4 protein-coding genes are annotated in these 13,312 nt (G+C 63.5%); all 4 read left to right on the plus strand.

Annotated elements, in window-relative coordinates; translation table 11 throughout:
* Positions 1 to 30 precede the first annotated feature (30 nt).
* The 4 genes from I7X43_RS04255 to I7X43_RS04270 all read left to right on the plus strand — a co-directional run bounded on the left by I7X43_RS04255 (position 31) and on the right by I7X43_RS04270 (position 13,305).
* Positions 31 to 8,022, plus strand: a complete 7,992-nt coding sequence (locus tag I7X43_RS04255; RefSeq protein ID WP_198099637.1) for a tandem-95 repeat protein — start codon at positions 31 to 33, stop codon at positions 8,020 to 8,022.
* A 376-nt stretch (positions 8,023 to 8,398) separates the two neighbouring features.
* On the plus strand, positions 8,399 to 10,120 hold the full coding sequence (locus I7X43_RS04260) for a hypothetical protein (RefSeq protein ID WP_198099638.1): 1,722 nt from the start codon (positions 8,399 to 8,401) through the stop codon (positions 10,118 to 10,120).
* A 108-nt stretch (positions 10,121 to 10,228) separates the two neighbouring features.
* On the plus strand, positions 10,229 to 11,935 hold the full coding sequence (locus I7X43_RS04265) for a DUF1800 domain-containing protein (protein ID WP_198099639.1): 1,707 nt from the start codon (positions 10,229 to 10,231) through the stop codon (positions 11,933 to 11,935).
* Positions 11,932 to 13,305, plus strand: coding sequence for a DUF1501 domain-containing protein (locus I7X43_RS04270; RefSeq protein ID WP_198099640.1), 1,374 nt, complete (start codon positions 11,932 to 11,934; stop codon positions 13,303 to 13,305). The genes I7X43_RS04265 and I7X43_RS04270 overlap by 4 nt, the downstream gene beginning before the upstream one ends.
* Positions 13,306 to 13,312 lie beyond the last annotated feature (7 nt).

The following is a 13,312-nucleotide window of genomic DNA, read 5'->3' on the forward strand; positions in this document are numbered from 1 at the left end:
ACCCATTCAGCGCATCGGAGGAATTGAGGCATGGCCACTTCGTCTTTGACCGGATCGTTTGACCTTCGTTACGACCTGGACTACTTCAAGGTCACCCTGGTAGCCGGTCAGCGCTATTACTTCACGATGACCGGGACGGGCGCAAGTGCGACGGAATGGGCCCATATTCGCCTGTTTGATCCCAGCAGCCCGAACAACGATTTTTTCCCGGTGGTGCAGGACACGCAGCTCACCAGCGTTGGGGGCGCCGCGTTTTCCTTCGTGGCCACCACCAGCGGTACCTTTTATTTGTTGGCCACCAACGGTTATGGCTATGGCACCAGCACCAGCGGCGAGCGGGTCGACACGGGCAGTTACACCATCACGGCGGCGACCGTGGCACTGGACGATCACTCGGATCTGCCTGCGCAAGGAACTGCGCTGGCTGTTGGCTCCAGTGCCACCGGTGCTTTCGATTTGCGCGCGGACCTGGACGACTTCCGGGTCACGCTGACGGCGGGGCAACGTTACTTCTTTACCCTTGTGGGCACCGGGGCCCAACCCATTGTTGGGACCGAACTGACTCTGCTGGACCCCAGTGGCGAGGCGGTTGTGAGTGACATCTCCACGACCGCCAGCGGCGGATCCAAGATCGCCTTTGTCGCAACGACAACGGGCACCTTCGTCCTCCAGGCCCAGACCTCGACGACCATCAGTGCCAGCACACCGATCGATACGGGCACCTACACCGTGGCTGCAGCAGCTGTTGCCCTGGACGATCATTCCGACCTTTCGGCAACGGGTACGGCCCTGGCTGTGGGGGCCACAGCCTCTGGGGCATTTGACCTGCGGCATGACCTGGACTATTTTCGGGTCACGTTGACGGCAGGCCAACGTTACCTCTTCACACTGAATGGCGCTGGCGCCAGCCCCATTGCCGACGGGGTGCTGAGCCTGTTCGATCCCACCGGTGAGCTTGCGCTGACGGACAGCCTGGGTACGACGTACGGCGGCGCCAAGTTTTCCTTCGTGGCCCCTACCAGTGGCACTTACGCCCTGCGCGCTACGCTGGATCAGGGTGCCACTGGTACTCCGGATGGGGGCACCTACACCGTGGCTGTGTCGTCATTGGCATTGGATGACCACTCCGATCTGTCCGCCAACGGCACGACTTTGACGATCGGTCAGGCCTTCAGTGGGCAGATTGATCAGCGTTACGACGTCGACTACTACCGCATCACCCTGGCGGCCAATCAGCGCGTCGTGGTGACGATGGAGGGTACGGGCGCTACGCCGGTGAACGGCGCCTGGATCACGCTTGAGGATTCCTCTGGGACTTTTGTCAACATGGATGCCCAGGTCGGATTTGATTTGGGCTTCTCCATTCCAGGCTTCCCAAGCTCTACCGTCGCCAAGGCGGTCTTTGTGGCCACGGCACCGATCGCTGGTACTTACACGATCCGTGCCGAGACCAACTCGATGTACCTGGCTACTGGGGCCGGCAGCGTGACGGTCAAGGACACCGGTGCATACACCTTGAAGGCCCAAGCGGTAGCGCTGGACGACCATGCTGATTTCTACAGCGCTGGGACCGTCCTGAACGTGGGGGCCACACTCAATGGGGCCTTTGACTACCGCGCGGATTTCGACTATTTCAAAATCAACCTGACCGCCGGCGAGCGCTACTTGTTGACGTTGAACCCGACCGCCACCGGGGGCAGCTTGACTGGGCCAATCATCAGCTTGGCCCTGCTGTCGACCGCGGGTGAGCAGTCGGTGGCAGACGCCACGACCACCAGCTATGGCGCGGCGGTCATTTCTTACCAAGCCCCGAGCACCGGCACCTACTACGTGCTGGCGCAGATGCGTTCCTTTGCGTCCATCACGGGCACCGTGGACACCGGCAGCTACACGCTCAAGCTTGAATCCGTTCCCCTGGACGACCATTCCGATCTGCGCGCGCAGGGCACCATGCTGTTGGCGGACGCGCCTCCAGCCAACAGTGCTCCGGTGGGTGCCAACGGCACCGCAAGCACGTCTGAAGACTCGGCGGTCTCGGGGACGTTGCCGGCAGCCACCGACAGCAACAGCGACCCCATCACCTACGCCAAGGCCACGAACCCGACCAACGGCTCGGTTGTCGTCAACGCCAATGGCAGCTACACCTACACGCCCAATGCCAACTTCAACGGCACCGACAGCTTCACTTTTACGGTAAGCGATGGCCAGGGGGGTAGCAACACGTACACGCAGACGATCACCATCACGTCGGTGAACGACGCGCCCTCGCTGGTGGCGGCTCTTGCTGACCAAGTGGCGGCTGCCGGCGTCGCCTTCAGCTACAGCGTACCGGGCAGTGCATTTGCTGACGTGGAGACGGCCGTCTTGACATACACCGCCTCTCTTAGCGACGGTGCTGCGCTGCCCGGTTGGCTGAGCTTCAATCCTGGTACCCGCACGTTTACGGGTACGCCGACGGCTGGAGATGCCGGAGTGTTGAACGTCAAGGTCGTTGCCAGCGATGGCAGTTTGAGTGCGAACGATGTTTTTGCAATCACCGTCACGACTCCCGGAACCATCACGGCCCCGAACATCGCGGCCCTGACGCCCATTGAGGTGCCCTACGCGGCCGTTCAAGCGGTGATGCCCACGGGCTCACTGGCCACGGGCCCGCGTTGGAATGACGCGGCGGCGCTGGGGACGGGTGTGACGGTGAAGTACTTTTTCAGCGACGCACCGCCCAGCTACACCGAAACCGCCAACGGCTACACCAATGCTTCGGCCGTGGCCTGGGTGGCGGCGCAAAAGGCGACGGTGGAGGCGGTCTTTGCTTCCTACGCGCAGGTGGCCAACCTGGTGTTTGTGCCAGTGGCCAGCGCGGATCAGGCGGACATCAACCTCTTCCTCTCCAACTCGCTCACGGCCTCGGGCTATGCCTACTACCCCAAGCAGGGCGATGTGTTTCTGGATGTCGCCTCCTTTCCCGCGGATGGCAGCAACCGCTACCTGGCCTTTCACGAAATCGGCCATGCCTTGGGCATTGCGCACGCCTATGACGGCGGGAGCAAGCCCACGATTGAGAGCTTTGGCATCACGGGCAGCCGCCTCTACTCCGTGGTGGATCAGCGCTTGCAGCCCAAGCCGTATTACTTGTATGCGACGGATACCCAAGGCGGGGCTAAGCTGATCTTCGACCCCCAGGGGCCGATGCTGTTGGACATCGCTCTGCTGCAGGCCAACTACGGGGCCAACACGGCAACAGCAGCGGGGGACACGGTCTATACCTTCGACGTTCGCCCGAACTTTTACCGAACGATTTGGGACGGCGCGGGCAACGACACGATTGACGTGTCCAACCAAACCGACCCCAACTACATCACGCTGAAGGAAGGGGCCTACAGCACCATCGCCTACCGCGACCCCTACGACGGCTTCCCGGACTGGTTGGTGAGTTGGGCAGTTGCGAATGAAGGTGTGCGCCCCAAGAGCGCCTTCAACGATGGCAGCAACATGCTGGCCATTGCCTTCGGCGCGGTGATCGAGAACGCCATCGGGGGCAGTGCGGCGGATGTGCTCGTGGGCAATGCCGTGGCCAATCGCTTGGAGGGCGGGGCGGGTGCTGACCGACTCGATGGCCAAGCCGGCAACGACTCGTTGACCGGTGGCACCGGCAGCGACACGCTGCTCGGCGGCGACGGCACCGACACCGCCGTGTTTTCGGGGCCGCGGGCCAACTACACCGTCACGACGACGACCAGCGGCTTCACCGTCAGCAGCACGGCCGAAGGGGTGGATGAGCTGCAGGGCGTCGAGTGGCTGCAGTTCTCGGACGTCTCGGTCAACCTCAGCAATCGCGCGCCGGTGGCCAGCCACGGCAGCGCCTCGACCGACGAGGACACGTTACTCAGTGCCACCCTGCCCGCCGCAACCGATGCTGATGGCGATGCCATTGCCTACGCCAAGGCCAGCGATCCAGCGCACGGGTCGGTGACGGTGAATGCCAACGGCAGCTACGTCTACAGCCCGCCCCCCAACTTCAATGGCACGGACAGCTTCACGTTCACGGTCAGCGATGGCCAGGGCGGCAGCAATACCTACACGCAAACCGTCACGGTGGCGGCGGTCAACGACGCTCCCATTGGCGCAGACGGCAGCGCCACGACGGCCGAGGACACGGCGCTCACTGGCAACCTGCCGGCGGCGACTGACCCAGACGGGGACACGGTCACTTATGCGCTGGACACCCATCCCGACTACGGCAGCGTCACCGTTAATGCCAATGGCAGCTACACCTACACCCCTTATCCGGACTTCAGCGGCGAGGACCTGTTCAGTTTCACGGTGAGCGATGGCAAGGGCGGCAGCCACACCTACTGGCAAACCATCTCGGTCACGCCCGTGAACGACGCCCCGGTGGCGGGCCTGCCGCTGCCTGGCTTGCAAGGCGCGGTGGGGGTGCCGGTGTACGTGCCCTTGCCCGTCACAGCGTTCTCGGATGCCGATGGGGATGACCTCATCTGGACGGCCGCGTCGGCGGATGGAGGACCGCTACCGGCTGGCATCACCTTCCAGGCCGATCAGCGGGCGTTCTCCGGCACGCCCACCGCTGACGCTCAGAAGACCCACACCATTCGCGTGACGATCAGTGACGGCCATTCCAGCACCAGTACCATCTTCACCTGGACCATTGGCCCGGCGCCCAGCAGCCCGCAGTCCGGCGACGTGGTGGATGGCTGGGTGGCAGGGGCTCGTATTTACGAAGACCGCAATGGCAACAACCAAGCCGATGCCGATGAGTTCACGGGCCTCGTGACCGACGCTCAGGGCCACTACAGCGGCTTGCTCACCGGCGGCCACACCCTCATTGCGGTGGGCGGCACCAACACCGACACCGGCTTGCCCAATACCGTGGCGCTGCGAGCCCCCGCCGGCAGCACCGTCATCAGCCCGCTGAGCACCCTGATCGAGACCCTGATCGACAAGGGGCAATCGGCTGCGGCTGCCCAGGCGGCCGTGCAAGCCGCCTTCGGGCTCAGCACCTCCCTGGACCTGCTGAACTACGACCCCCTGGACCAAACCGCCACTGACCCCACGGCCGTGGCGGTGCAAAAGGCCAATGCCCAGATTGCCCTGTTGGCTGCCCTCAGCGGCAACACTGTGGGCATGGTCGATGCCCTGGCCACCCTGGTCACCGGCGCCGGCCCTGTGGACCTCTCGCAGGCTGCCACCGTGAGCAGCCTGCTCAGCAGCGCGGGCGCCTCGACCGACGGTGCGGACGGGCTGGCCAGCGCCAACGCCAGCGTGCGGGCCGCCACCTCGCTCACCCAGATCGCCGAGGTGCAGGCCGCTATGGCGCCGCAGTTCCGCGCCTATGACCCCGCGCTGGAGCCCCTGAGTGCCCTGACCGATGCGCTCCTGGCGCCCGGCAGTGGCATCCAGATCCGTGCGAGCTCAGTTCTGGCCCAGTACGGCATTGGGCAGGATTGGAGTGGGGTCAGCGAGGCTTCGCTGGGCTACTACGGCGGGCGCATTACCGCCTTGGGGCTGGGGGCCGGCATCGTCCTCACCTCTGGCGACCCCACCCCGCCCAACACCAACACCGAGAGCGGGTACAGCGTGCCGCTGGATGCTCCCGATGGGCGCCCCCTGGATGACGCCGCTTTGCTGGCGGCGGTGCACGCCGGCTTCCCCGATGCCCCCGATGTGCAAGACGTCACCTGGCTGGGCTTTGAGTTCACCGTCACCGACCCCGCCCTGCGCTACATCCAGTTCGACCTCGTGTTCGCCTCAGACGAATACCCCGAGTACGTCGACAGCGACTACGTGGACATTGGCGCCGTGTTCGTCAACGGCGTGAACGTCGCCCTGTTTGGCGGGCGGGCGGATCGCCCCTTGAGCGTGATCAGCCAGAACCTGGACGCCGGTGCGTTCCAAGACAACACCGATGGTCATGTGGCCCTCGAGTACGACGGCTTCTCCCGCAAGCTCACCGTCATCGCCGCGGTTCAGCCGGGCGTCAACACCCTGCGCTTCGCGGTGGGCGACACCGGGGACCAGATCTACGACTCGGCCCTCCTCATCGCCAACCTGCGCGCCGTGAGCTACGCCGGCGGGGGCCTGGCGCAAGAGTTCCCTGGCACGGCAGGCGATGACACCGTCACGGGCAGCGCGTTTGACGACTACCTGCCCCTGGGCACAGGGGCGGACAGCGGCAACGGCGGCGACGGCAACGACGTGCTGGACGGTGGTGACGGCGACGACACGCTGGATGGCGGCGCGGGCAACGACACCCTGGTCGGCGGATCCGGCGAAGACACGGCCGTCTTCCCGGGCGCACGGTCCGACTACGTGATCGAGGGCACCGGCCCGGGCACGGCCACCGTCACGGCGCCGGGCGGCGCGATGATGGCGACCTTCAGCTTCAGCGCTTCCGCCACCCCCGCGGGTTCGGTGGATGTGGTTCAAGGCATTGAGAAGCTCAAGTTCGGCAACCAGACCTTTGACCTCGTGGAGCTCATCGGCACCCCCTATGCGCCCACGCTGGAAGCCATCACCGACAACGTGGGCGCCGTAACCGGCCCGGTGGCCGAGGGCGCCCGCACCGACGACAACACCCTCACGATCAGCGGCAAGGCCCAAGCTGGCAGCACCGTCACCGTGCGCGACGGCAACACCGTGCTTGGGACGACGACGGTCGATGGCAGCGGTAACTGGAGCTTCACCACCGCCGCCTTGGCCGAAGGGCTGCACAGCTTCAGCACCCACGCGACCAACCGGTTTGGCCTCACGGGACCGGCCAGCAGCGTCCGCACCGTGCGCGTGGATGCCATCAACGATGCCCCGATGGCCAGCAGTGGCAGCGGCACGCTGGCGGAGGACACGCCCCTCACCGCCACGCTCCCGTCCGCCACGGACGAGAACGGCGACACCCTCAGCTACGCCAAGGCCACCAACCCCAGCCACGGCACCGTGGTGGTGAACGCCAACGGCAGCTACACCTACACCCCCGAGGCCAACTACTTTGGGACGGATAGCTTCAGCTTCACCGTCAGCGACCCCAGCGGCGCGAGCAACACCTACACCCAGAGCCTGACCATCACCCCCGTGGTGGACACGATCATGGGCGGTGCAGGCGCCGACACCTTGACCGGCACGACGGGCGACGACCTGCTGCAAGGCCTGGCCGGCGACGACCGCCTCACCCTCGGCGCGGGCAACGACACCCTGGACGGCGGCAGCGGTTTTGACATTGCCTACGTTGGCGGCAGCACGGCGGCCAACTTCAACCTCAAGACCGGCATCGGCACCCTGGGCAGTGCCACCTTGAGCCTCAGCGGCATCGAAGCCATCCGCGGCAGCAGCAGCGCCGACACCTTCACCGGCCTGGACGGCCCGGACAACCTGCCTGGCGAAGTCTTCAAAGGCGCCGGGGGCAACGACACCATCAGTGGCGGCAGCGGGATCGACCGCGCCGAATACAGCGGCAAGTTCAGTGACTACCAAATCACTCGCAAGCCCGGAACGATGGAGATCACCGTCACGCACAAAAACGGTGGGGCGGACGGCAGCGACAGCCTGAACAGCATAGAGCTGCTGGTCTTCCAAGACCGGGTCATTGGGTTCGGACAGCGGGCCGAAGAAGTGGCGCGTGTGGCCTTTGTGCTGTGGAACCCGGCCATCTACAACGTGCCGGAGCTCTTTGCAGCGGGCTTGAGCTTCTACACGAACGAGTACGCCTACACGCTGAACGACTTGTGCAAGGTGGCGTTGATCTTCCGGCCCGAAAAGACGGCACAGGAACTCGTAGCCACGCTTCTAGCCAACACCCCGGGGACAAGCAAGACCGCAGCGCAGCTCTACGCCATCATGGATGCGAACGGCGGCCAGAGCAGCCAGACGGGCTGGGCAGCCGCGATTGAAGCCATGGCGCTGGATGCCGCAACCTCGGCCCAACTGGACCTGATGGGGGTGGCGCAGAACGGACTGGCGGCTACCTACAACTGGGGCACGCAGCCTTGCTTCTGGCCGTTGGTGGGGGGGTGATCTTCGGGGGGCAGGCCTTTTGTAGACAGGGAGCCGGCTCCAGTACATGATCGGCCCTCAACCCCCTTTGTGAGCGAGGCGTGTGATCACCATGGCGACTTCTCCAACAACGTTGACCGGTTCTAGAACCGCGATGGTTCCCCTTTCTGGCGTTCGCCTGACCGATGCATTGATCGGGGGTTCCAAATGGGGTTCGGGACCGGCAGGGGCAGGCGCAGAACTGAGTTTTTCATTCCCCTCTTTGCCTGCCCAATTCGATAACTCGGCGGGTGTTTTAGGAAATTACAAGGCTGAAAACTTGCCGACCGGCACGCTCTTGGAGGCTTTTGCTGATTTTTCAAAAGCCTTGGACGGCTTCAGTCCCTTGTCGGAGACCATGCAAGGTGCAGTTCGCCAAGCCTTGCAGTCTTTCGCCGCCGTTGCGCAACTGACGTTTACCGAGGTCGACGCCAGCTCGGACGATGGTGGGACCCTGCGATACGGACAAACGAACCAGATAGGCGCAACGACCTACGCCTTTGCAGCTATCCCGCTGGATGTGGCTATTGCCGGGGACATGTGGATCAACTCAGGCTTTGTGTTTCCAGAGGGCTGGGCGGCTGGCACGCAGAACTTCTTGACCTTGCTCCATGAGATTGGCCACACGCTGGGACTCAAACACCCCCACGATGGCCTTTTGGCTGGTCTGGAGGGATGGCCTGCAACACCGGTCATTTTGGAAAAGGTGGGTGATGACACGCTGGTGAATTTTTCGGTGCAGGACATGGTGATGGCCTACAACGACGTCCCAAATGCAGACGCGCCGAAAGTTGACTTCGCGCCGACCACGCCGATGCGTTACGACATCGCTGCGCTCCAGTATTTGTACGGCCCCAACTTGGCATTCAACGCGGGTGACACGGTTTACACATTTGATGGCGCTCTGCCTTACAACCAGACCATTTGGGACGGTGGGGGCATTGACACCTTGGTGGCGGTTGGAGAGCGCTCAGTTCGCATTGATTTGACGCCCGGAAGCTGGAGCCAACTGGGCCTGCCGCTCACCTATTCCGCGCGTGATGAGAAGTTGGTGGTGACAGGCCCGCTTGCCCAATACACGCGCCTGGAGACCGTGTTGATCTACGACACGGTGATCATTGAGAACGCAATCGGCAGCTCGGGGAATGATTGGTTGCAGGGCAATGACGCGGCCAATCGGCTGGATGGCGGCCTGGGCAATGACCACCTGCTGGGGGCCGGCGGGTCTGACATCTTCATTTGGTCGGGGGGGAATGACACCCTGGATGGCGGCGCTGGTTTTGACGTCGTCTGGATCGGCGACAGCACCGCTGGCCAGATCGATCTGAAGGGGGGAATCGGCACCCTGGGCAGCGCCATCTTGAGCCTTGTTGGGATCGAGGCCGTTCGCTGCAGCACGGGGGACGATACCTGCTCAGGCTTGGACGGTGCGGACAACCTGCCTGGCGAAGTCTTCAAAGGCGCCGGGGGCAACGACACCATCAGTGGCGGCAGCGGGATCGACCGGGCGGAGTTCAGCGGCAATTTCAGTGACTACCAAATCACTCGCAAGCCCGGATCGATGGAGATCACCGTCACGCACAAGAACGGTGGGGCGGACGGCATCGACAGCCTGAACAGCATTGAGCTGCTGGTCTTCCAAGACCGGGTCATTGGGTTCGGACAGCGGGCCGAAGAAGTGGCCCGTGTAGCCTTTGTGCTGTGGAACCCGGCCATCTACAACGTGCCGGAGCTCTTTGCAGCGGGCTTGAGCTTCTACACGAACGAGTACGCCTACACGCTGAACGACTTGTGCAAGGTGGCGTTGATCTTCCGGCCCGAAAAGACGGCACAGGAACTCGTAGCCACGCTTCTAGCCAACACCCCGGGGACGAGCAAGACCGCAGCGCAGCTCTACGCCATCATGGATGCGAACGGGGGCCAGAGCAGCCAGACGGGCTGGGCAGCGGCGATTGAAGCCATGGCGCTGGATGCCGCAACCTCGGCCCAACTGGACCTGATGGGGGTGGCGCAGAACGGACTGGCGGCTACCTACAACTGGGGCACGCAACCGTGCTTCTGGCCGTTGGTGGGGGGGTAAGTCGGGCTTTCCCTCGCTTCGAATGAGGGTAGACAAACCGTTGGTGGCTGCATCAAGATCCTCGGCCTGCCGATATAGGGGCAGTGTGGGTTCCGAGGAGTCGCTTTGATGAAGCAGTGCAATATTCAAGTGGTGGGTAAGGGTGTTGCCCGGCTCCTGACTGGGCTGGTCATGGTCGGCATGCTTGCCGGCTGCGGGACCGAAACGCCCGAAGCGACGTCGCCTGTTCCTCCCGCCGCTCCCTCCGCGGGGCAGGTGGGCGCCGCTAAGACCTACAAGGTCAGCTTCTACGCTGCTAGCCGGTTCGCCGAACAGGCGAGTTTTGGACCGACGCCGGCTCTGGTGGAAGAACTCCGCACCAAAGGCTTCGAGCAGTGGATTGACGAGCAATTTGCGCTGGCCCCGACACTGATGGACCCGGCTCCCATCCAGATTTATCGGAACTTCATGGTCACGCCATTGACCGATTGGGAGTTCAGCTATCCGGCTCGTGAGGTGCAGCGCCTGTACATCGGGGCGCCCGATCAGCTTCGGTTGCGGGTCAGTTGGGCCATCAGCCAATGGGTGGTGATCGGTCGCAAGTCGGACGTGCAGTCCCGTCCGTTCTGGTTCAACCTGCTACAGACCCATGCGCTCGGCCAATACGGGCCGCTTCTGCGGGCGGTGTCGGTGGACCCGGGCATGGCGTACTTTTTGGATAACAACCAGAACCGCCCCAAAAGCACTGAATGTCCCTGGTGTGCCCCGAACGAGAACTACGCCCGTGAGCTGATGCAGCTCTTTAGTCTTGGGGTTCAGCAGCTGAACTTGGACGGCACCCCCAAACGTGACCACCGGGGCCGCATTCTGGAAACCTACACCCAGACGGATGTGGAAGAGATGGCGCGGGTGCTGACCGGGTGGATTCACAACCAGGATTACACAGGTGTGCAAAAGGAATACAACTGGGGCAATTGGGCCAAGCCCATGGTGCCTTCCACTTGGCCGCTGGATCGAGACTCTGGTCAAAAAAAGGTGTTGGGGCGGACCTTTCCCGCGGGGCAGTCTCACGACAAGGATTTGGATGACGCCATCGCCTTGTTGATGGGCCACTCCAACACCGCTCCCTTTGTGGCACTGCGCTTGATTCAGCACTTGGTCATGAGCGACCCGTCACCCGACTATGTGCGGCGGGTGGCCACCGTCTTTCAAGACAACGGCAAGGGCGTTGCGGGCGATATGAAAGCCACGGTCAAGGCCGTGCTGCTTGACCCCGAGGCGCGTCGGGCCGATGACCCCACACTGGTGTCCCGTGCGGGGAAGTTCCGTGAGCCCATGCTTTGGTTCGTGGGGGCGTGGCGCGGGTTGGGCTGCACCAAAAACATTCTCTCGAACGGCCAATACCTCTGGACGCCACAGGCGTTTGCTGAAGCGCCCAACGTGTTCAGTTATTACCTCCCCACCGATCGAGCGCCGGGAAGCAATTTGCTGGCACCGGAGCAGCGCCTCGCCGTGCCGGCTGAGATGCGGGAACGGCTCGGGCGTCTGGATTGGTGGTTGGCCGGACCGAACGGATCGGGCCCGACGGAGAAAAACCTGTCGGATGCAGGGTGTGAAATTCAGTTGTTTACGCAGTCGTTCCAGACTTCGCCCCAGGCCTTTGCCGACCTTCTGAGCAACCGGTTCTTCCGGGGCGCCATGCCCCCCACCTTGCGCGCGAACTTGGCGCAGCGCATGAAGGGCAACCCCACCTGGAACGTCAACTTCCCGGCCAGTGGCGCCATGGTGTTGACCAGCTTTGCCTTAACCACCCCCTATTACGGAGTGCAGAAATGAACCGCCGTCGTGAATTTCTAGGGGGGCTGGGTTTGGCCGGATTGGGGGCTTGGTCCAGTGGTTTGCTGGGGTCTTCGGTCCCCCTTTTGCAGCCCGCCCAGGCAGCCGGGGATTACCGGGCCTTGGTGGTGATCTTTCTGGATGGGGGCAACGACGGCAACAACGTCCTGGTGCCGACAGATGGGGGCTACACCGACTATGCGCAGTCCCGCCAGCACTTGGCTTTTGCCAAAGATAGCCTGGCGGGTTTGGTCGGCATGCACGGAGGGCGCTCGTTGGCGGTGCATCCCGCGCTTGCGCCGTTGGCCGGCTTGTTTGAGTCAGAACGGTTGAACTTCATCGCCAATGTTGGCCCTTTGGTGGAGCCCTCCACGGCTCAAAAGGTTTTGGACTTGGCGGTCGAAGTACCGCCCTTCCTGCTGTCGCACAGCGAACAGGTTTCCATCACCCAAGGGTGGACCTGGTCCGACGACAGCAGCGGCTGGGCGGGACGGGGGCTGGAGCTTTTGCCTTCTTCCCTGCGGAACAACATTGCGGCCGTCACGCTGAATCGAAACCGACAACTGGTGCAGGGCAAGCGCTCTTCGGTGTCCTATTTGGAGCCGGATGGTTCGCGCTACTGGCACTGGGCGGACATGGCTCGCCCCGCGGACGAATCGGTGCAGGAACTCAGCCGCATGGCGCAATGGCAGTTCTCCAACCCCTATGAGGCGGAGTACGCCCGCACGTTTGGGCAGGGTGTTGAGGATGCCAAGCGGTTCACGAGCGCCATTCAGGGCGCGGCCGAGCCTGCGGCGGACTTCGGCGATGGCGGTGACAACTACAGCATCGGCGGCTACCTGCGCCTGCTGGCCAAGTTGATGCCGGTGTTTCGGTCGCAAGGCCTGAGGCGCCAAGTGTTCATGGTGCAGTGGGGCGGGTTTGACACGCACACGGGGCAACGCGGCTCGGGGTCGAATACCCAAGACACCCAGTTGGCCGCTTTGGCCCGGGCCATGAAGGCCTTTGATGACAGCAACCGCGCGGCCGGGCTGGATTCGAACGTCGTCACGCTGGTGATGAGTGAGTTCGGCCGCACCCTGCGCCCGGGTTCAGGGGGGGGGAGCGAACATGGCTGGGGCAGCCACTGGTGGACGATGGGGGGCCCGGTGCAGGGGCGTCAGGTGGTGGGCACCTTCCCCCAGTTGGTGCTCGGGGGGGTGGATGACGGCGATCGGGGGCAGAACGGGCGCCTGGTGCCTGGAATAGCCACCGACCAGGTCGCGGCCACCCTAATGCAGTGGATGGGCCTTCCCCAATCTCTGTTCAGCGAAGCGTTCCCGCTGCTGGGGGCCTTTAGTCAAAAGATCTTGCCCTTGCTCAAAGTTTGAAGGGACA

This window comes from Inhella gelatinilytica (assembly GCF_016093295.1).
Lineage (GTDB): Bacteria > Pseudomonadota > Gammaproteobacteria > Burkholderiales > Burkholderiaceae_C > Inhella > Inhella gelatinilytica.

What these genes read in the sequence shown, in the direction of transcription:
- I7X43_RS04255 (WP_198099637.1), top strand. Translation starts at nt 31, where the DNA reads ATGGCCACTTCGTCTTTGACCGGATCGTTTGACCTTCGTTACGACCTG.
- I7X43_RS04270 (WP_198099640.1), top strand. Translation starts at nt 11,932, where the DNA reads ATGAACCGCCGTCGTGAATTTCTAGGGGGGCTGGGTTTGGCCGGATTG.
- I7X43_RS04260 (WP_198099638.1), top strand. Translation starts at nt 8,399, where the DNA reads ATGCAAGGTGCAGTTCGCCAAGCCTTGCAGTCTTTCGCCGCCGTTGCG.
- I7X43_RS04265 (WP_198099639.1), top strand. Translation starts at nt 10,229, where the DNA reads ATGAAGCAGTGCAATATTCAAGTGGTGGGTAAGGGTGTTGCCCGGCTC.